Below are 19,609 nucleotides of genomic sequence, written 5' to 3'. Positions count from 1 at the left end.
TTTAAAATTCAACATTTTTTATGCCCCCCTATTTGGTCTTAAATTCAGACCAGGCATATAGGCGGTCTAAAAATATTTGTGGTGACTGAAAGCACATTTCTCGAGTTTCTATCTCGACTGCCACCTGACTGGTAAAACCTTTGGTGAGGCGTTTACCCGATTCTGCATCAAAAATCTGATACTCGATTTTTAAACGGTTTTCCCATTCTTTTAAAGTCGCACGTACTCGAATATGTTGCCCAAAAATAATACCCTGCGCATAACGGACATAACTTTCAATCACTGGCCATGCATAACCTGAATCTTTCATTTGATTATAGTTATAGTCAAATTGATCCAATAATTTGCAACGGGCAATTTCAAAATATTTGAGATAATGCCCATGCCAAACCACATTCATGGTATCGACATCATGAAATGGCACATCAATAATGACATCAGCATACATCAGCGTTCTCCTGCTTGTGCTGCAACAGATTGCAGTTTAACAGACTGAGATTTTCAAGATGATCCACTATCGCTTGTAGCTCTTTTTGCAATGGACGATCTTCTTCAACAAAATGAAATTCTTTCAGTACCCAGTGTCTAAACAAACCCAGCACTGGACTTAATTGTTGTGCCAATCCTCTCAGTTCAATTGCTTGAACCGCAGCACAGCTCAATGCAGCAATCACTTGTTCGGTCAATAAAATCACCCGACTCGCATCACGTGCGGCAATCGTGCCCATACTGACTTTATCTTGATTATGGCACTCGGTTGAACGTGAAAAAATTGAAGCGGCAAGCGTCTGTTTAAGCGCTTCGGCAGTCCAAGCTGACACGCCTATCTGTACGGCTTTAAAACCATGATTGAGTGGTAAGCGATCAGTTTTAGCACCAGTCAAATTGCGCGGTAAACCATGATTCATTTTATGATCGACCAACTGTGCAAGCTGACGATCCATCAAATCAGCAATATTGGCAATCATAATTTTTAAGCTATCCATAGCCTGAGCGATATGTCCACCATAGAAGTGCCCACCATGTAACACGCGTAAATTGATCGGATCAATTAAAGGATTGTCATTGCTTGAGTTCAATTCATTTTCAATAAATTGTCTAAGCCAAGTTTTAGAATCTTCAAAGATTCCAATAATATGTGGTGCACAACGCAGCGAATAACGATCTTGCAAACGTGGACTTTGATGCTCTGTTTGTACTTTATCGTTTAACCATTCACGCAGTTGCTTGGCAATCTCCTGCTGACCTGCATGTGGTTTCTGAGCAAATAACACCTCATCAAAATGGCTTGGATTGCCCTCTAATGCCAACACATTTAATGCTGTAATTAAAGTACTTGCCAAACTAATCTGCTCAGCTTTTTTATAATTTAAACAGGCCATTGCGGTCATTACCGCAGTACCATTCATAATGGCAAGTCCCTCTTTGGGTCTGAGTGCCAAAGGCTGTATCGCATATTCAGCATAAACATCCGCAACTGCAACGATATTACCTTGATAGTAAACATCCCGTTCACCGATCAATGCCCCTGCAATATAAGACAATGGGGTTAAATCACCACTGGCGCCGACAGAACCCTCTGAAGGAATCACTGGAATAATATTTTCATTGAGCATCCAAACCAAACGCTCAAGTAAAGCATGCGATACCCCTGAATAGCCACGCGCCAAAGAACATAATCGAGTCACCATCACAGCACGAGCAGTGATCAAGTCCAGATTTTGCCCTAAACCACAACCGTGAAAACGAGATAAATGCAAAGGCAATTCATTGACCTGATGTGCAGGCACTTCAACCAAACAAGAATCGCCATAACCTGTGGTTACCCCATAGATGACGCCTTCTTCTTGCAATAATTGATCGAGAAAATCGGCACCTCGTTGAATCAATGCCTGCCAACTTTCAGACTTAGGCAGCGCCACTTTGAGCTGTTGATTTGCGACAGCAACAACCTCTTCAATTGAAAGTGGTTTTTCTCCGATGACAAGTGTCTGCATTTTTATTTGTTCCAAAAATTATAAAAATTAAACCATTGATAAGGTGCATCTACGCAATGCTGTTCGACCAGTTGAACATAGCGTTGTATGACTTCAGCTATGGCTTGGTTACGGGTTTGTCGCGGAAAATTAAGTTTTTGAGCGATTGAATGGATATGCACATGAAAGTTGTCTTGCTTGCGATAACAGAAAACCGCCAATATCGGAACTTTCAGTAAACTCGCTAAAATCCAAGGTCCTTGCGGCCAAGCGGACTCATCAGCTAAAAATTTAAGATTTTCGACACGTTGCGATTGAACCGGCACTCGATCTGCTGCCACGATGATCCACTCACCCTGATCCAGTTTCTCCTGCAAAAGAATCGCACTATCAACGCCAAGTTCATCGACCGAAATCAGATGCACATCGGCTTTTTGATTGAGCTTTTTAAGAAATTCATTAAATTTACTGGCATGTTTTTGATAAACCAATACATTGATTTTTTGTTGGTGATCAGATTTGATCGCACGTAGCAATTCGATATTGCCAAAATGCGATACCACAATGATCGCACCTTTTTTATAATTTTCCCGAAAATGCGCATGCCCATGCAAGATCAGCTTTTCTTCTGCGACTTTTCCCAACCAGCCTTCAATTTTATCCAAAATACACTCACCAAATGTCATCAAATGAATATACGAATGACTCATATTTGGTTGATGTGAAAATGGTGACTTTTCTTGAGCAAAATGATGCAACTTTTGTAAATAAAGTAATGAAGCCTGACGCGCTGTGCGAGAAAAGATCCAATACCACATGATAATGAAATACAGCACCAGCTTACATAAAAAACGCCCACCAAAACGGTAGAAGCACAGCATTAACATCAAAGGCAACATTCCACCCTTTTCTTTAAGCTCACTCCATCGTTTTGTATGTGATTCAGTCATGTGCTGAACCTTTGGTTTTTTGTGCCAACAGTTTAGGTAAGCGAATCAACATGCCTGCAAAAAGTCGCGCATGTGCTTTACTGAGTCCTAAATTATCTTTCCACACATTAAAATGTGAAATACCTTGTTCTGGATAAATCACGGCAGTAGGTACGTTGATAAACTGAACTTGTTCCCACTTTAGGCGCACTAGAATTTCACTATCAAAACCCATGCGTGGTTGGAATTTTGCTCGATTGAGGACGTGAATGGTTTGATCAAGTGGATAAATACGAAAACCGCACATACTGTCTTTGATCTCAAGTGACAGACTATTAATCCAAACCCAGACATGGGTGACATAACGACCATACAAACGCTTTTTAGGCACCGTTTCATCAAAGATCGGCTGTCCCAAAATCATTGCTTGAGGATGTTGTGTTGAGATGGTGATAAATTTTTCGATATCCTGCCAATCGTGCTGTCCATCTGCATCAATTTGTAAAGCATGTGTCCAGCCAAGATCTTGTGCCTGATATAAACCTGTCATCACGGCCTGACCTTTGCCCTGATTGGTCGCGTGCTCGACCAGATATACATTTTTATGCTGCTGCGCCAATTCTTGCAACAAGGTCGAACATTCAATATCGCTACCATCATTGACTAAAACCACTGGTAAACCATAAGGGTGAATATAGTCCAGTAATGCTTTGATATAATGTGGATGGTTATACACAGGAATCACAAAACCCAATTGATATTGCTGCATCTTCTGTCTCCTAAGCTTTAACCGTAGTAGCAAAAACCAAACGTCCTGATGCTAAAGATTGTTCAGCCTGCTGCAACTGGAAACTGATTTTATCTGCCTTACGCTCAAGTTTAAGCAAAACCACGGCATGCGGTTGGATCAATTCCTGAAACTTAATTTGTTCTAATCCTGTACACCAATCTAGATCAGCCCAGATCTCTTTAGCGAACTTTTGAATAAAAGCAATTTGCCCAACACCAGGATAAATCGGGTGATCAGGAAAATGCCCACTAAAAGCAGCCAGTTCAGGAATAAATTCTAATTTAAATTCTGCGCTATTGGCATCAATATGCGATGCTAAAACCACGGGTAAATTTAAGTTTTCAAATAATGATTTCATATAATTTTTATTGAGCTTTGATTGGGCGTTTTTCGGTAATTGGCTTAAAAAACGCCATTGCCTCGGTATCGCAATATATTCCAATTTATCTGCAAGTTGTTGTTTTATTTTTGCGACAAATGCACGCTTATGACTGTGTTTAAGTTCTAATTGAGCTTGTTCAGACAATACCGCCACACATGCCAGAATTTGTCGATGATCTTTTTCAAAGATCAATGTATGACATTCACTGACTTCTGGTAATTCAATAATAGCACTTTCAATAGAATCAAGACTTAAACGCTTTTCTTCAAGCTTAACAATACGGTCTAAGCGACCTTGAAGCTGAAACTGGCTTTTTCGATCATTAGGCACAGACACTTCGACTTTATCTGCGGTATAGATCCAATTATTGATATAGGCATGTTGAGTCAAGACACCCAGTTCACCTGCATCTGTAACACTAATTTCGACATCTGCGAACGGGGTCCAAAGCGCCTCATCTTGTGTGCGATAAGCAATACCGCCCGTTTCGGAACTACCAAAAATTTCGGTGATGCTGGCATTGAGCAGCGGACGCACTCCAGCATCCAGTTTACCACCTGAAGAATAAACCACTGAATACTGTTCAAGTAATACATCAGAGGTCCAACGTTTTAAAAGTGCTGGGCTGGAAACCACATAATGATTTGAACCAAAGTGATCGTGGCTTAAATGCTGTAGCTTTTTTTGTGCTTCAACCACATCTTCAGGAAATGCCAATTGCGGATTATAAAAAGCTCTGCCACTGGCAAGTGGCCAAAGTAATTTAAATAATAGACCATAAATATGTTGATGACTGACTGTAGCAAGCGCCAGTGCATTTTCTGCTAGATCAAAACTTTGATCTAAACCCTGTACTTCATTAAGCAGCTGTTTTAGGCTACGCGGAATCTTTTTAGGTTGTCCTGTAGAACCCGAAGTATAAAAAAACACTGCTGCACGATTTAAAAAATCATCATTTAGATCAATGTGATGAGTATCTTCAACCACAGGATTAATCTGTTTATATTGTCGTTCAATAAAATAAATATTCTGAGCTGCTAAGCTTTTTTCCAAATCACGCACACGATTTGGCGGGAGAATCACCTGTTTATCTGCCAGTAAAACTGCAAAAAATAACACTAAAAAATCATAACTGTCATTTTGCCACAAGGCCCATGCACTTTCAGCGGATTGTTCAATGTGTGTTTTTTCACTCAACACTTCCTGCCAAAATTGGGAGAATGTTTTGACACTAAAATCAGAGGTGATACACAGACATTTTTCAGCATGAATGTGGCTTTGAAAATGACACAACATAAGCGTTTATTTTAACTCGTATGATTTTTAGCTTGATGAATTTTTCGCAGTACAAATTCACCTGCAAATAACAAACCCATCAAAAGATAAGAAATAAAACTATTATAAAGTACCCACATTTGAGTACTGCTAAATAACACTGTATAAAGCGCAATACAGGCATTTAAAATAAAAAAGCCACACCAAACAATCGTAACATTTTTGGTCCAGATCACCCCAGACGCGGGCAAATCAGGTTCAACCAAACGTGCAAAACGCTCAATCATTGAGGGTGGTTTGATTAAGGTGGTCGCAAAAATTATCAACGCGCCCACACTCATCAATACTGGATACAGCTTTAACCAAGCATGATCTTTTAAAATCAAACTCAGCCCACCACAAATAATGGCAAACCAAGTCAATGGCCACATAAGATCGCTTCTTTTAAAAAATAAGCGTGATCCACCAAGCAGAACCAACAAAGCACTCACCCAAATAAAATGACCATGCGCTAGGCTGTAGCCCACGATAAATGGGTAAAGTAAAAATAAGACGGTGACTCCACTGCGGATCAAATGCTTCATTCTGCAGACATATTTTGAATCACAACCACAACATCTTGCACTGTTCTGACATTTTTAAAATCTTCAGGTTTAACTTGCTTACCGGTTAATTCTTTAATTTTAACAACTAAATCAATAGCGTCGATGCTATCAACATCTAGATCAGAATACAGGTTTGACTCAAGCTGGATATCAGCAGGTTCAATTTCAAATAGTTCTTCCATCCACTCACGTAGATTTGTTAAGACGATTTCTTCAGATAACATAACGACCTCTTAAGCAGCGCGTTGCGCTTCAACCAAGTCCACTAAACTTTGCACAGAGGCGAAATGTTGCTTGGTTTCCTGTGATTCAGCATTTAAATGAATGTTATAGCGTTTTTTCAAAGCCAAACCTAATTCTAGGGCATCAATAGAATCCAGCCCTAATCCATCACCAAAGAGTGGTGCATTGGTATCAATATCTTCAATTGAAATATCTTCCAAAGCCAACACATCAATGATCATTTCTTTTAACTCATCAGCAAGATTGCTCATTTGTAGATAACTCTTGTTTAATTAACGCTTGATTAAATAAGTTGTGCAAAAAATGATTGAGCTGTTTCACCTGTTTTGAGTTAACAGCAGCATCATCCAATATATCCTGTACATGTACCGCATCTAACACTGTAATCTGAATGTGAAATGGTTCATTTGGAATGTGATACCACTTTTCATTTTTGGTCAGTGTCGAGGGCGTGCATTCTATCAAAATCGGACGAATTGGAACATTCGCTCGAATCGCAATATTTGACGCACCGCGTTGGAATTCATTCAGTGATGCACCCTTTTCTGTTCGTGTCCCTTCTGGAAATATCAATAATGAGGCTGCATCTTTTTCTTGGAGTTTTTTAACGCAGTCCAAAATGAATTGCTCAGATCCCTCATTTAAAATATAACCTGCACTACGCACTGGCCCCAATGTAAATGGATTACGCCAAAGTGCTTTTTTTACAATACAGTTGGCCTTTTCCATTAAGCCAATCAAAATCACCACATCAATCAAGGTTGGATGATTTGCAATGACTAACTCTTGACGGCTATGGGCCAGCTTTTCCAAGCCTTCGACCTCATAGGTCATGATGCCCAATTTAACCATCATTTCAGTAAAGCCTTTAAAGCTATATTTAATGGCTTTTTGCGCACGATCTTGTCTTTTTCTTGTATCAAATGTGCTGACTTTCACCAATGGTGCAACCACACCTCCAATCACAATTCCGCCCAAGCCAAAACTTGCAAAACTAAAACCTGTAGCACCAACACGCCAAGCGTAATTTAACTTTTTCTTTACTTTATTGATATTTAGCATTTGACCCAAGCACCCTTTTCTATCAGGTTTTGATTGTGCCAAAACGCATTAAAATCTTGAGCCTCTAAATATTTGCTCTGTTGCAGTTGCAGATTTTCTACAGCAATTTTTAAATTGGCATTTTCTAAACTGACCACTCCAGCCAATGAAAAAGCTTTAAAATTCTGATACTCATCATATATTTCTGGTAAGGCTTGGTCATAATAAATCACCAAGGCATTTTTGGCATTGTGGTGGGTTTTTAAATAAGCATAAGCTTCGACTAAAGCTTCAGACCATGACGCTGCCAAACTGGTCGCGAGCGTATTATCTTGACAAAATATAGAATACAAACCTGAAACTGCATTATGTACAGAGGTTGAAAAAAGTGTCGGAGATGGGGTTTGGTCTGACAAAACATCTTGTAAAATTTTAAGTGTTTTTTCTTCATCGCCATATTGTGAGCTCCAAACAATATAGTCGACCTGAATCCCCTGCAAACTTTGAATTGCACTATTCAGTGCAATTTTAGCAATACTTGATAACCGTCTACGTTGCATCGCAGGAATTTTTTCAAGTGCTAAAAATGTATCACCATCTTCGCTCAAGGTGAGCCTAGAAATATTTAATTGAAGCATGTTTTATTCATCAACATCAGCTAATTTAATTGGCTTAAAAAGCCTTCTTTAGACAAATTATAACATTTGAATAACAATAAATACAAAAAATACAATTGAACTTTGTCTAATAATTAGTTTCTTAATTAAAAGATCCTCTTGCAACACTATTTTTTACTGCAACAGTTTATTCAATCCCATTTCATCAAGTGGCGTATTATACTTATAAAACTTATTTTAAAAGCTTGTTTACTGTTAATTATCGCTAAGTAATGCTATTTTTTATATGACTGTGTTGATGACAGACTCAGGGTTTTATACAAAATATTAATTCGAAATAACACAGTATTTTGAACAGTCGATTGCTCTCTAAACAACATATCTTTGCTACAACAAACCGAAGCTTTGAACACAGCTATTTATACAACTCCAGATTGTAATTTTCCTGTAATTGCTGATTTTAAATCACAATGAATATTTTAAACTGAACATTAAAGATTTTTCATAAATCAAAAAAATGATCATGTGGAGTAAAGCAATTTGGTATTGAAAATTCCTTCTCCCTCGGGAGAAGGCTAGGATGAGGGGGATTTTATGTTGATCTATGGTTTTAAAAAGGACTTATGGAACAAATTTATTGTTGGCATCCCTTTGCCATGGCTGATTGATTGCTACACGTCATGATCAGCCAAACATACATCTAACAGATCAGCCTGCTGCACTTTCCGCAACCCATTGTGAAAATTTACTTGGAACACCTTTGGTATTTTCATCAAAGCCAAAGAACTTAACACCATCTTCAGTATCGGAATAAGCCGCCATGACTTTTCCTGTTTTGGTATTGATCGCAATGACAGCCTTACTCGAACCCGCCCCACGTGGGTCATAACCACTGCCTACCAGCCAATCACCCTGACGCTGCATTGCACTGGATACCACTAAAGCTGAAGTGAGATTTGCATATGATTTGCCAACTAATTGCTGAAAACGAGCTTTCCAAGGTGCTGCCTGTATAACGTCATGTGGGTGTTTACCATCTGGTTTCGCCATACCTGTTGTTGGAACAGGACGTGTACCGCACTTACTTTTGATTTCTGACTCATAGCCGATATTACCAACTTCTTGCACATCGATACTACGCCCAACCTTATCGGCACAGTCAGCCCATTGTTGTGGTGTTTTTGCCTGTGCAACAATTGGCGTGATCAGCATACCCGCCAATAAAAAACTAACAATTTTCATGATTTATTTCCTTTAAACTTTAAATATGTATTTAATTTAACATCGCGATAACAATGGTCTTTTAATAACCTGAGCTTTTAACCAGTTTAGCTGTATCTGCTTTTTGGACTGATACCAATTTTGCCAGATCAGTACCATCACTTTCGCCCTTATAAACCGCATATTCTCCAACCGTTACAGTTGCATGTCCTGTATAGCCAATATAGCCTTCCTTAGGCCTTTTATTGAGTTTCAATGCCTGAGCAGCTTGTTGAGTGTCACGAAAACAGAACCAACGAGAACGGCGATCATCCGGCTTACGCGGTATCAACTGATCTGAAGGTGCACTGGGATGAAAACAGATAACATCACCTGCCACTTCATCATCAAAATAATATGAATATTCTCCATTTACTGTAATTTGACCACGATATTGATCAAATTCCTGTGTGCTTTTTTGCAGTTTCAAGGCATCTGCATGTGCAAACAAGGGCAAAGCTAAAATACTGCCCAGTAAAAAACTAACCGCTTTCATCATTTTTATCCTTTAAAAAGATCCGATCTTTTATTTAAATATATTTTACTTCAAATACTTATCTCGGGTTTATCACAATAGGCGATGTGACTTAAAGCAGAACCGCTATGTATTACCACCAATAAAATATACTGACGCCCGGCTCGTAATAAGTACTACATGCTGAGTAAACCACTTTACACTCTTGCTTGTTTTTACTTTGACATTCATAAGCAGCTAATGCTTTGGCGCCTGCGGGCGTACGATCAATTCTAATCACAGACTCTTGACCACCTTGAGTCGGATCAGCCAAGGCAACACATTTATTGTTATAGGTAAAGATGACTTCACAATTTTTACCTCCCTTTTTTTGGCAATTTTCCAAGGCTACTTTTTTAGCCCCACGTTCGGTTCGTGTCGCTTGGGCATAACCTGTAGGTCGAGAAGGTGCTGCCTTATCTTCAGCAATCGCGCCCCAACGTTTTTCCCAAAGTGAGGGTTCCCATTTATATGTGCCACCACCGCCACCACCATTACTACCGCCACTTGGAATCGGTGCACACCCTTGCAGGCCTTGCCCACCAATTGGATAATAACCAGGAGGACAATTGCCCTCTGCGGCCACATGGCCTGACCACATCAAAACAACAAACGCCAACACAAGCGTGTTTGCAATCCCCATGAATTGTTTAAAATAGTGTTGCTCTGTGATCGTGAATGTTTTAAACATAATAAAAGCCCTCATGGCCAATAATCATTAACAAATTGAATGATTACTATCCAAAATAACAAACAATATATGATCAATTTTCTGATTGATGGAATGTTAATATTTTATCTAACGTTCAAACTTAGATTAAAACTTCTACAACTTTTTTCTGCAAGTCATTTTTATTCATTAAATTTTCTCTAAGCATTCCCATTAAGATTAAATGCAGAGCAGCTAAACACAAACAATTAAATCATGTGAAAAATCAATACAAAAACATGTTTTAAAACAGCAAAATACAGATAAATTTAACCACATCATCCTTAATTAAATCGCCAGTAAACATGCAACACGATATGATGACCAGCAGAAGTTGTGAAAACAATTCAACTGAAGCATTCCATGTATTGGCTAAAAGCAGACTGACCGATTTGAATAAAGCGATAAAACAAAAATCGTAATGTATTTACATAGCAAGGAATAAAATGAAACTGATAAGGATATGCACTTTACTGATATTGCCCATCGTTTTAACAGCATGCCAATTCAGTACGGTAAATAAGCTGATAAGAGAACTGCCCTCTCCTGATGGCCGTTTTCAAGTGGAAGTTCTTCAGTGCCGAGCCAATGATGTAATGTTTGGTGGCGCAACCCAAGTTCAGATTTCAGTTCTGAAAAAAGGTGAAACTGAAAAATGTCGTTCATTTATTCATGCTTTGGCGCAATTTGATGTAAAAACCATCGACTTTGGCGCAAAGGATAATGCTTTGCATATAGTGTGGCTGTCAGACACTGAACTTAGTGTGTGGCATCGTAGTTTTGCAACATCTCAAGGCAAGAATTATATAGGGCCTGATGTACAGCAAAGTCAGGCTAACTCTCCAATTAAAGTGATTTTCTCGCCTTTGGCTGCGCAAATTGGAATACCATCTCAAATAAAAAAATAAAGCGCTATACACAATCAACCGTTGTATAAATCGTCTAGTTTTGATTGCTGCTGTTATGCAGCAGAAGCTTATAGGGTAAGTCTGGCTTCCAAACTATAGTCAAACCATCTAATTATTCATACAAGTGATTTGCATCAAGTCATTGAACATAAATGAAGCTTATGTTTTGAATGAACTTTTATAAACAGTTGGTTATCAATTCATTTTTTGTACTTTTGAATCCTAGATGGTGATCATATCGTGGGGCATTGAAAACTTGATCTTCATACATCTATTTCTATGCGATGGTAAAAGTTTCATAGTTGATAAAGCTTAACTACATTTAGAAATCACTCCAAAGCTTCATTTGCAAAACTCTATTAAAAAACAATGATCTTGACGGAGTCTTGCTGAATTTTATTCAATTCCAGAATCAGCCTACCTCAGACAGTTGCAGATGACATTTCCGAATATCCTTTTTCATCAAGAATTTTTATCAAACTCAGCTTAGATCTACTCATTCAATGAGCATTTTTGATCAAAAAACCGTACTCACTTATATCAATAATAAGCAACAACACTGTACACAGCACATCTAAACCAAGCCCTCAGATTAATCACATTAATTCATATACTTTTCATAAAAAAAGATAAGGGCGTCAAATACAAATTAATTATGCACAAAATACAAAGTTATCTATTGTGATGTAAGTCACTATAACCCTGCATTTATTTAAGTACATTACTATTTTATTAAACAGTGCGACTAAGTGTAATTTATTGAAATCATAAAAAATGATTTTAAATAAATATTAAAAATCAACCTTCTAAAATGAATGGGTTTTACTATGAAATTAGCTCTATTAAGTACTGCAACTTTATCTGCTTTAACGCTTTCTGTTTCAGCTTTCGCTGCTGATCCTGTAACTGTTAACGGTGGAACAGTACATTTTACTGGTGAAATCGTAAATGCAGCATGTGCTGTAAGTACAGAATCTTCAAATCAAACTGTTGATTTAGGTCAATACCGTACTGCACGTTTAGCTGTTGCTGGCGATAAAACAACTCCAGTACCGTTCCAAATCAAACTTGTTGACTGTGATCCAACAGTTCAAGCAACTGCTGCTGTTGCATTTTATGGTCAGTCTGTAACGTCTAATGCAAACTTACTTTCAGTTGCTGCTGGTGGTACAAACTCTACTGCTGCAACAAATGTAGGGATTGAGATTGCTGATGACACTTCAAAAATCTTAGGTGTTACTGGTGCTAGTTTCTCTACACCTAAAACATTGATCACTGGTGATAACACACTTCAATTCAGCGCTCGTTATGTAGCGACTGGTGCATCTACACCAGGTCAAGCAAATGCTGATGCAACTTTTGTAGTGAAATATGAATAATTTATCTACTTAAGATAATTATTAAATATTTGATTACATGAGCTTATTTACCATGAAAAAGTATATAACCCTGATTGTTGGAATATTAGTAAGTACTCATATTTACGCAGAAAGTTATGTATTTGGTGGAAGAGCTCATTTTCAGGGAGTTTTGATAAATCAAAGCTGCTCAATCTTGATTGAGAATAATGCTGCTGTATCTATTAAAACTCCCAATTCTCCAATTCAAATCAATTTTTCATTATGCCCTGTAAGCATCTACGACAATCTCGCCATTGGTCTATCTGAACAAAATAAACCAACCCATGAGATGTTTTATACAGATCCAAAAGCAAGAAATGATTTTGATATTCATCAAGAATTAAACATTCAAGATTTTGAACAGACCCGTCTGGATCAGAAATTTATTCGACAAATTGATCGACCTGAACGTTATGACAGTTTCGCTAAAAATAGGATTGGTATTCTCCTCAACCAAACCTCAGAAAAGCCATCCGCTCAAGCATCGAATATTTTAATTTCTGTTTTTTATCCATAAATGAATTCTAAGGACTTATATGAAACTGAACTTATTTAAAAATGGTGTTCTTAGTATAACCTTAGCCTGCTTAGCATCCACCAGCTTAGCCAATAACAATATTATTGGCGGTATATCACTTGGGGCAACTCGTGTTATTTACCCAACCGATGCCAAGCAAGTTTCATTAGCGATTGTCAACAGCAACAATAAAGAACGCTTTTTAATTAACTCGTGGATTGAAAATAATCTAGATGAAAAATCAAAAGATTTTCTGATTACTCCTCCCTTATTTGTCGCAGAAGCAAATAGCGAAAATACATTAAGAATTGTCAATGTTGCTACCAACTTACCCCAAGATAGAGAGTCGGTATTTTGGGTCAATGTCAAAGCAATTCCTTCGATTGATAAATCGACTTTGATTGACAAGAATATTTTGCAACTTGCTGTTTTATCTCGAATCAAACTGTTTGTAAGACCGATAAATCTAAAAACTAAACCTGAAGCCGCATTAGAAACACTTAAGTTTTCAAAATCAGCAGAAGGCATCATGGTGAATAATCCATCTCCTTATCACGTTTCTTTTGTGAACGTTTTTGTTGATAACCAAAAAGTGCCAAATGTGATGGCGAGTCCTTTTGCCCAAACAAAAATTTCAGCGACTTCAGGCAATAAGCTGAGTTATCAAACGGTCAATGATTACGGTGGTTTAACGGCTAAAGTTGATTTAGAACTGAAGTAATAATTATGAATAGTCTATTTTCAATGCCATACAGTGTTGTATGCATAAGGAGAAATATCAAGCGATATCCAGTGGGTATCGCAGTGACTATGCTGATTTCAATCGTAGTCCCAAGAACCAGTCATGCAGAACAGGTATTTAACCCTGCATTTTTAACAGATAACTTATCCAATTCACAAATTTCTGATTTGAGCAGATTTGAGAAATCGACCCATCAATTGCCGGGCGTGTACCGGGTTGATGTGTATGTCAACGATCAATATGCGTTTACCCGTGACATCAATTTTATTGAAAAATCAGGTATTCAAGATACAACGGGGTTGTTTCCGTGTTTAGACAGCAAAACATTGCAGGGATTTGGGGTTAATATTGCCCAATACGAGCAATTGTCTAGCTCCAACCCACAATGTGTGGATTTTATTTCAATTATTGAAGGTGCAAACAGCCACTTTCAATTTGATAAACAAAAATTATTGATCAGTTTGCCGCAAGCGTCTTTACGCAACCAAATTCGCGGCTATATTCCACCCGATCAATGGGATGAAGGGATCAACGGCTTTTATACCAACTATAATATTTCGGGTTATGATAACTCTAAAACAGATACCAACAGTTTATTTTTACGTCTGGATAATGGACTCAATATTGGCTCATGGCAGTTCCGACATTCAGGCAGTTTTAACGCCAATTCACACAACGGTAAAACCACAAATCAATGGAATAATTTAAATACCTATGTACAAAAAACCATTATTCCTTTAAAAAGCCAGCTGGTAATTGGTGACGGTTCAACAAGTAGCGAAATTTTTGACAGCTTTGGTTTCCGTGGCGCACATTTGTCGACTTCTGAGGCAATGTATCCTGACAGTCAGCAAGGCTATGCGCCTACCGTTCGTGGGGTTGCAAAAACCAATGCAAAAGTGGTGATTAAACAAAATGGTTTTGTGATCCATCAGGTAAATGTCGCACCCGGACCATTCCTTATCCAAGATTTAAATCCAACCTCAATCAGTGGTGACCTTTTGGTTACGATTGAAGAAAATGACGGTTCGATTCAAAGCTTTCAAGTGCCCTATTCAAGCCTTCCGGTGCTACAACGTGAAGGACGTACAAAATATAGTCTGGTGGTGGGTGAGTACCGTAGCGGATTGGATTCTCAAGATAATCCGTCATTGCTACAGGCAACAGCAATTCACGGTTTAAAAAATGGTATATCCGTTTATGCTGGTACGCAATTATCAGAAAAATATAAGAGTGCATTGGTGGGTCTAGGTGCCAACCTCGGCGATTATGGTGCTCTGTCTTTTGACCTTACTCATGCGGACAGTGAGTTGGCGGATCGATCCACGAGCAGTGGGCAGTCTCTGCGCTTTTTATATTCAAAATCATTATTAAGCTCTGGAACAACTTTCCAATTATTGGGTTATCGTTATTCCACCAAAGGTTTCTATACCTTAAATGATGTTGCTTATAATCGTATGAGTGGCTATCACGTTTCCGAAACTCAAGACGGAAATCAAGCCAATACCCCGATCATTACGGATTACTACAATTTATATAATTCTAAAAAAGGTCGCTTTGAAGTCAATATCTCGCATTCACTTGGCAACTATGGTTCTTTATTTGTCTCCGGAAATCAGCAAACCTATTGGGACACCAACAAAAAAAATGAATGGGTTCAAGCGGGTTATGCAAACTCATGGAAAGCACTGAATTATTCATTCTCAGTCAGCCGTAACAAATATTCTGAGATTAATCAAAGTGACACCATGTATGCCATGAATATCTCCTTCCCATTGGACAAGCTATGGCCGAAAGCGAATTTCCGCAATCATCCAATCCAAAATGCATATAGCACTTTTTCAACCACACAAAATTCAAATGGTAATGAGTCTTATATGGCAGGTTTAAGTGGCACTTTACTGAAAGATCGTAATTTAAGTTATAGCATCAATCAGGGACAAGTCAGTAAGCAAGGCGATATAGGTTCAGTCAGCCTAAATTACAATGGTAGTTACGGTACGGTAGGTGCAGGTTATAGCTACGAAAAGAACTCAAATCAATTTACCTATAACGCATCTGGCGGTATTTTAGCGCACCGTGATGGGATTACCTTTGGTCAGCCTTTAGGCAGCACCTCAATTTTGGTCAAAGCACCCGGTGCCAAAGGTGTAAATATCGAAAATTATACTGGCGTTAAAACCGATTGGCGTGGATATGCCATCGTACCTTATGCCACTGAATATCGTGCCAATCGTGTTGCACTCAATTCAAATACTTTCAGTAATAATCTCGAGATCAGCAATAACGTTGAAAATGTCGTCCCAATCAAAGGGGCAATTGCCAGAGCGACGTTTAATACCAGTCTAGGTGTAAGAGCACTTATCACTTTATCCCATAACGGCAAGTTTATACCGTATGCAAGTAGTGTGATCGAAAAAGAAAGTTCAGCCACCAGTATCGTTGCAGATGATGGTCGAGTTTATTTAACTGGACTTCCGCTCAAAGGCACACTGGAAGTCAATTGGGGCGAATCTGCTGAAGGAAAATGTTTGGCAAACTACGATATTTCAGACATGGACCTCAGCAAACCCGTTATTCAATTTGATCTTGAATGTCAATAAGGAGAGATCATATGAAATTTAAACTTTTAATTTCCAGTATGTTGTTGCTTGCGTCTGCCCCATCTTTTGCAGTTGTCTGTTGGAACAGCAAAGGGAACGGTGTGGTGGATGAAGTTTTTTATGATCTGTCCAATAGTTTTAGCAGCTCGAATAACGCTGTAGGTAAAATTGTAGAGCTTAAAAAGAATTTTTCCTCGCAAGTTTATGGAACCTGCCCTGTTCATAATTCCAATATTAGTCGAAATAGAACTATGCGTAGTTATGTTTCCGACCTCTCTGTGGTAGAAACCATCGATCGCTATAAATACTTACCAATCAACGATTATTTGGTCGGTGCCATGAAAATTACCGATAGCTTTGCGGGAGATTTTTATCCTCCTGCAAATTATGTACAGATGGGTACAGATCCCAATGTAAGTAGAGGGCAACCCTTTGGTATTTGGGATTCAAACTTTACCTTCCGCCTCAAAGTGATTAAACCCTTTATTGATTTTGTGCCTATCCCGAAAAAAACCATGTTTACCGTATATGTCACAACGGGCTCAGCAGATCCTTTAAGTATCCCTGTTTATAAGATCAGTTACAGCGGTTCTATTACGGTTCCACAAAGTTGCAAAATTGGCACAGGTGACTTTTTAGAAATTAAGTTTGGGGAAATTCCAGCCTATGCCTTTAGTCAGGCGGGTCCTGGCAATAAACCCAACAATGTCAATAAACAGAGTCATACCTTAGCGATTCAATGTACCAATATTGATGCCCAAGCAATGCTGACACTTCGGCTTGAGGCTGAAAAAGCCACTGGAGATATGATGATCTCAGATAATCCAGATATTGGCTTTAAGATGTCAGATCAAAATGACAATGTGTTATTGCCCAATAATATCAATAGCGTGATTCCGTTTAATCTCAATCAACAACCAGCAAATGTGACCATCAAAGCTTGGCCCGTCAGTATCACTGGGAATAAACCAGTCATTGGTCCGTTTAAATCTAGAGGATATCTCAGAGTGGATTTTGATTAGGAGACGATAATGCAAAATAGAGCAAGATATATGGCTGCTGCCACACTGCTATGTTGTTTAAATATTCATCAGATCACTCATGCTCAAAATAGTAATGTAGAGCTGGGTCGAGTGAATATTGAACTTTCAGGGATTGTGACGACAGCAACCTGTGGCGTGTTAAGTTCTGAACAAGATAAATATATTCAGCTTGGCAGCGTTGCAAGCAAAGACTTACCAAATGTAGGTAGTCAATCAAAACCAACCCCGATTCATTTTGAGATGAGTAACTGTCCGCCGAATGGATCTGTGACCATCACTTTTGAGGGGCCTCGAAATACTGAAAATGCTGAACTTTTAGCACTCGATGCCTTAGCCAATAAGGCTGAAAATATTGCCATAGAAATCCGAGATCAAGATAAAAAAAGATTGCCTTTAGGCAAGAAAAGCGAAGCCTTTAGCACAGACATCAATGGCAATGTTTCGGCACTCTTTTATGCAAATTATATCGTGACCAAAGCACAAGCCCTCGCAGGGATTGCAAATGCAAATGCTCAGTTTTCTATTCAATATGATTGAGCACATAACGCGATTTATTATTGACGGTTAATACGATTGAGTATTCAAACTTTTTAAAGCACAGGGTTAGGAACTCATCCTTCTCATTTGAATGGCATAAAAAATAGCGGAGAACTTTATCTATTTTCATCATTCAAATCCCAGCCTCGCTTTAAAGAAAAATGAAGACCTCACACATAACGACAAATCTTTGATTACTTTAAATAAAAAATAAATACACAGAAACATCGAATGAATATTGGGAGAATTCATGAAAACTTTTTTTAAAATAAAAAGTGTGAATAAAGGAATGGCACTTTTATTAGACGATTTCTGTAAAAAAAAAGGCTTAGATGTTTCAAGCGATGCTGAATATCCACTCAATGATCACCTACCGTTTGGCGAATGGCTCAAGAGAATAAAACAAATCAATAAACAATATCCCCAAGTGGGTATTGGATTAGATATCGGTGCTTTGGTTCAGCCCAAACATATCGGCATTGTGGCTTATATGGCTCAGTCGAGTGATACATTATTTGACTATATCGAAATATTGGCTCAATACGAAAAGCTTTGGTTTAATTATATTCCCAAAAAAGTGCTTATTGAGGAAAACCACTTTTCAATCTCATGGGATAAACCTGCATATTTACAAGTAGGTTTATATCTAGAAGAAACCACCATCGTTGAAGAAATACAAGTGTCTAGCCTGTTTCACCACTTACAACAACTGACCGATTCAGATGCAAGTATTTTTCATTGTCTAGAACTTGCCATTCCCAAACCCATTGACACAAAAAAATACCAACAACTGTTTAATTGCCCGATTAAATTTAATACAAAGCAAACTCGTATCGTCATACCGAATTCTTTATTGCAAACCAAATTAAAATATTATGACCCTATTCTTTTAGAAATATTATTGAATCATGCCAACATATTACTCAGTAAAATGCCTCAGGAGGATTCTTTCTTGGAATTGGTTAATCTGAGTATGCTACAAGCACTTGAAAATAATAATGTCCAAATTCACTCTATTGCAAAATCATTAAATATCTCTGCGAGAGCACTGCAAAAATATTTAAAAAATAGAGACCTTTCCTTTAAAGAAATTCTCAGTAATATTCGTCAAAATTTAGCCAAGAAATATCTGCAAAATCAAAACTTATCCATCACAAAAGTTGCCTTTTTACTTGCCTATAAAGACCAAACCTCATTTAATCGTGCGTTTAAAGCATGGAATGGGGTTTCTCCTTCTATGTGGAGAAAGCAAAATATCAATAAAACATTAGATGTAAATGAAAAACATCATGTCAATGAAAGCTTTGAAACAGAGCTCAATAGACATGATGTTCAACTCAGCTAAAATAAGCTAAATCTCGCTAAAATGACCTAGAACATCCAACCTAAGTGATTGATTTCTTTTTATAGACTGGCGTGATAAAAGCAAAAGCCCATACATAAAAAACAAACTTTGTCGTGCTGGCTTTACCCTTAACCGACAAAGTTTGCTGGTTGTTACGCGCTGTTTAATGCTGA

The 19,609-nt window shown here is 38.1% G+C and carries 21 protein-coding genes; 8 read left to right on the top strand and 13 right to left on the bottom strand.

Annotated elements, in window-relative coordinates; all coding sequences use genetic code 11:
* Positions 1-28: 28 nt before the first annotated feature.
* The 13 genes from ACZ5QH_RS06390 to ACZ5QH_RS06330 form a co-directional block, all read right to left on the bottom strand.
* Positions 29-448, bottom strand: a complete 420-nt coding sequence (locus ACZ5QH_RS06390) for an acyl-CoA thioesterase (protein ID WP_034613982.1) — start codon at positions 446-448, stop codon at positions 29-31.
* The gene (locus ACZ5QH_RS06385) at positions 438-1,997 is read right to left on the bottom strand and encodes an HAL/PAL/TAL family ammonia-lyase (RefSeq protein WP_464016781.1); all 1,560 of its coding nucleotides are present in this window, start codon (positions 1,995-1,997) and stop codon (positions 438-440) included. The genes ACZ5QH_RS06390 and ACZ5QH_RS06385 overlap by 11 nt, the downstream gene beginning before the upstream one ends.
* Positions 1,998-1,999: 2 nt before the next feature.
* The gene (locus ACZ5QH_RS06380) at positions 2,000-2,926 is read right to left on the bottom strand and encodes an LpxL/LpxP family acyltransferase (RefSeq protein ID WP_303577268.1); all 927 of its coding nucleotides are present in this window, start codon (positions 2,924-2,926) and stop codon (positions 2,000-2,002) included.
* On the bottom strand, positions 2,919-3,674 hold the full coding sequence (locus tag ACZ5QH_RS06375; protein ID WP_303577269.1) for a glycosyltransferase family 2 protein: 756 nt from the start codon (positions 3,672-3,674) through the stop codon (positions 2,919-2,921). Before ACZ5QH_RS06375 ends, ACZ5QH_RS06380 begins: the two co-directional genes overlap by 8 nt.
* A gap of 10 nt (positions 3,675-3,684) precedes the next feature.
* Positions 3,685-5,373, bottom strand: a complete 1,689-nt coding sequence (locus ACZ5QH_RS06370; protein WP_303577270.1) for an AMP-binding protein — start codon at positions 5,371-5,373, stop codon at positions 3,685-3,687.
* A gap of 11 nt (positions 5,374-5,384) precedes the next feature.
* Entirely contained in the window at positions 5,385-5,936 is a 552-nt protein-coding gene (locus tag ACZ5QH_RS06365; RefSeq protein ID WP_303577271.1) for a COG4648 family protein, read from the bottom strand.
* Positions 5,933-6,181, bottom strand: a complete 249-nt coding sequence (locus ACZ5QH_RS06360; RefSeq protein WP_004819854.1) for an acyl carrier protein — start codon at positions 6,179-6,181, stop codon at positions 5,933-5,935. The genes ACZ5QH_RS06365 and ACZ5QH_RS06360 overlap by 4 nt, the downstream gene beginning before the upstream one ends.
* A 9-nt stretch (positions 6,182-6,190) precedes the next feature.
* Positions 6,191-6,451 (bottom strand): phosphopantetheine-binding protein, encoded by a 261-nt coding sequence (locus ACZ5QH_RS06355; RefSeq protein ID WP_004819853.1) that lies wholly within the window; start codon positions 6,449-6,451, stop codon positions 6,191-6,193.
* Entirely contained in the window at positions 6,435-7,262 is an 828-nt protein-coding gene (locus ACZ5QH_RS06350) for a lysophospholipid acyltransferase family protein (protein WP_151956574.1), read from the bottom strand. Before ACZ5QH_RS06350 ends, ACZ5QH_RS06355 begins: the two co-directional genes overlap by 17 nt.
* The gene (locus ACZ5QH_RS06345; RefSeq protein WP_303577272.1) at positions 7,256-7,879 is read right to left on the bottom strand and encodes a beta-ketoacyl synthase chain length factor; all 624 of its coding nucleotides are present in this window, start codon (positions 7,877-7,879) and stop codon (positions 7,256-7,258) included. The genes ACZ5QH_RS06350 and ACZ5QH_RS06345 overlap by 7 nt, the downstream gene beginning before the upstream one ends.
* Before the next feature lie 687 nt (positions 7,880-8,566).
* Positions 8,567-9,100: a hypothetical protein gene (locus tag ACZ5QH_RS06340; RefSeq protein WP_270386104.1), complete on the bottom strand. Its 534-nt coding sequence runs from the start codon at positions 9,098-9,100 to the stop codon at positions 8,567-8,569.
* A gap of 61 nt (positions 9,101-9,161) precedes the next feature.
* The gene (locus ACZ5QH_RS06335; RefSeq protein ID WP_034613998.1) at positions 9,162-9,617 is read right to left on the bottom strand and encodes a hypothetical protein; all 456 of its coding nucleotides are present in this window, start codon (positions 9,615-9,617) and stop codon (positions 9,162-9,164) included.
* 109 nt (positions 9,618-9,726) lie between these two features.
* The gene (locus tag ACZ5QH_RS06330; RefSeq protein ID WP_303577274.1) at positions 9,727-10,323 is read right to left on the bottom strand and encodes a DUF4189 domain-containing protein; all 597 of its coding nucleotides are present in this window, start codon (positions 10,321-10,323) and stop codon (positions 9,727-9,729) included.
* A 464-nt stretch (positions 10,324-10,787) separates the two neighbouring features.
* Here ACZ5QH_RS06330 and ACZ5QH_RS06325 point away from each other — a divergent pair, with 464 nt between their 5' ends.
* The 8 genes from ACZ5QH_RS06325 to ACZ5QH_RS06290 all read left to right on the top strand — a co-directional run bounded on the left by ACZ5QH_RS06325 (position 10,788) and on the right by ACZ5QH_RS06290 (position 19,436).
* Positions 10,788-11,249 (top strand): hypothetical protein, encoded by a 462-nt coding sequence (locus tag ACZ5QH_RS06325; RefSeq protein WP_303577275.1) that lies wholly within the window; start codon positions 10,788-10,790, stop codon positions 11,247-11,249.
* Positions 11,250-12,076: 827 nt separating this feature from the next.
* Entirely contained in the window at positions 12,077-12,628 is a 552-nt protein-coding gene (gene fimA / locus ACZ5QH_RS06320; protein ID WP_016539504.1) for a type 1 fimbrial major subunit FimA, read from the top strand.
* Positions 12,629-12,680: 52 nt separating this feature from the next.
* Positions 12,681-13,166, top strand: a complete 486-nt coding sequence (locus ACZ5QH_RS06315; RefSeq protein WP_303577276.1) for a hypothetical protein — start codon at positions 12,681-12,683, stop codon at positions 13,164-13,166.
* Positions 13,167-13,185: 19 nt separating this feature from the next.
* Positions 13,186-13,887: a fimbria/pilus periplasmic chaperone gene (locus ACZ5QH_RS06310; protein ID WP_004722216.1), complete on the top strand. Its 702-nt coding sequence runs from the start codon at positions 13,186-13,188 to the stop codon at positions 13,885-13,887.
* Between the two features lie 5 nt (positions 13,888-13,892).
* Entirely contained in the window at positions 13,893-16,511 is a 2,619-nt protein-coding gene (fimD, locus tag ACZ5QH_RS06305) for an outer membrane usher protein FimD (protein WP_303577277.1), read from the top strand.
* Between the two features lie 11 nt (positions 16,512-16,522).
* Positions 16,523-17,533 (top strand): fimbrial adhesin FimH, encoded by a 1,011-nt coding sequence (locus ACZ5QH_RS06300; protein WP_004819837.1) that lies wholly within the window; start codon positions 16,523-16,525, stop codon positions 17,531-17,533.
* A gap of 9 nt (positions 17,534-17,542) precedes the next feature.
* A complete protein-coding gene (locus ACZ5QH_RS06295) occupies positions 17,543-18,091 on the top strand; it encodes a fimbrial protein (RefSeq protein ID WP_239046181.1) in 549 nt (182 codons plus the stop codon).
* Positions 18,092-18,341: 250 nt separating this feature from the next.
* Positions 18,342-19,436 (top strand): helix-turn-helix domain-containing protein, encoded by a 1,095-nt coding sequence (locus ACZ5QH_RS06290; RefSeq protein ID WP_239046182.1) that lies wholly within the window; start codon positions 18,342-18,344, stop codon positions 19,434-19,436.
* Positions 19,437-19,609: the final 173 nt, after the last annotated feature.

This window comes from Acinetobacter sp. Ac8 (assembly GCF_055392545.1).
The sequence above is the reverse complement of the archived record's forward strand: the minus strand, read 5'-3'. Positions and strand labels throughout refer to the sequence as shown.

Bases quoted from the DNA above. Each gene is read 5' to 3' on its own strand.
- ACZ5QH_RS06310 (WP_004722216.1), top strand. From the start codon at position 13,186: ATGAAACTGAACTTATTTAAAAATGGTGTTCTTAGTATAACCTTAGCC.
- ACZ5QH_RS06335 (WP_034613998.1), bottom strand. From the start codon at position 9,617: ATGATGAAAGCGGTTAGTTTTTTACTGGGCAGTATTTTAGCTTTGCCC.
- ACZ5QH_RS06375 (WP_303577269.1), bottom strand. From the start codon at position 3,674: ATGCAGCAATATCAATTGGGTTTTGTGATTCCTGTGTATAACCATCCA.
- ACZ5QH_RS06385 (WP_464016781.1), bottom strand. From the start codon at position 1,997: ATGCAGACACTTGTCATCGGAGAAAAACCACTTTCAATTGAAGAGGTT.
- fimD (WP_303577277.1), top strand. From the start codon at position 13,893: ATGAATAGTCTATTTTCAATGCCATACAGTGTTGTATGCATAAGGAGA.
- fimA (WP_016539504.1), top strand. From the start codon at position 12,077: ATGAAATTAGCTCTATTAAGTACTGCAACTTTATCTGCTTTAACGCTT.
- ACZ5QH_RS06345 (WP_303577272.1), bottom strand. From the start codon at position 7,879: ATGCTTCAATTAAATATTTCTAGGCTCACCTTGAGCGAAGATGGTGAT.
- ACZ5QH_RS06325 (WP_303577275.1), top strand. From the start codon at position 10,788: ATGAAACTGATAAGGATATGCACTTTACTGATATTGCCCATCGTTTTA.
- ACZ5QH_RS06390 (WP_034613982.1), bottom strand. From the start codon at position 448: ATGTATGCTGATGTCATTATTGATGTGCCATTTCATGATGTCGATACC.
- ACZ5QH_RS06355 (WP_004819853.1), bottom strand. From the start codon at position 6,451: ATGAGCAATCTTGCTGATGAGTTAAAAGAAATGATCATTGATGTGTTG.
- ACZ5QH_RS06360 (WP_004819854.1), bottom strand. From the start codon at position 6,181: ATGTTATCTGAAGAAATCGTCTTAACAAATCTACGTGAGTGGATGGAA.
- ACZ5QH_RS06365 (WP_303577271.1), bottom strand. From the start codon at position 5,936: ATGAAGCATTTGATCCGCAGTGGAGTCACCGTCTTATTTTTACTTTAC.
- ACZ5QH_RS06380 (WP_303577268.1), bottom strand. From the start codon at position 2,926: ATGACTGAATCACATACAAAACGATGGAGTGAGCTTAAAGAAAAGGGT.
- ACZ5QH_RS06350 (WP_151956574.1), bottom strand. From the start codon at position 7,262: ATGCTAAATATCAATAAAGTAAAGAAAAAGTTAAATTACGCTTGGCGT.
- ACZ5QH_RS06290 (WP_239046182.1), top strand. From the start codon at position 18,342: ATGAAAACTTTTTTTAAAATAAAAAGTGTGAATAAAGGAATGGCACTT.
- ACZ5QH_RS06315 (WP_303577276.1), top strand. From the start codon at position 12,681: ATGAAAAAGTATATAACCCTGATTGTTGGAATATTAGTAAGTACTCAT.
- ACZ5QH_RS06370 (WP_303577270.1), bottom strand. From the start codon at position 5,373: ATGTTGTGTCATTTTCAAAGCCACATTCATGCTGAAAAATGTCTGTGT.
- ACZ5QH_RS06295 (WP_239046181.1), top strand. From the start codon at position 17,543: ATGCAAAATAGAGCAAGATATATGGCTGCTGCCACACTGCTATGTTGT.
- ACZ5QH_RS06340 (WP_270386104.1), bottom strand. From the start codon at position 9,100: ATGAAAATTGTTAGTTTTTTATTGGCGGGTATGCTGATCACGCCAATT.
- ACZ5QH_RS06300 (WP_004819837.1), top strand. From the start codon at position 16,523: ATGAAATTTAAACTTTTAATTTCCAGTATGTTGTTGCTTGCGTCTGCC.
- ACZ5QH_RS06330 (WP_303577274.1), bottom strand. From the start codon at position 10,323: ATGTTTAAAACATTCACGATCACAGAGCAACACTATTTTAAACAATTC.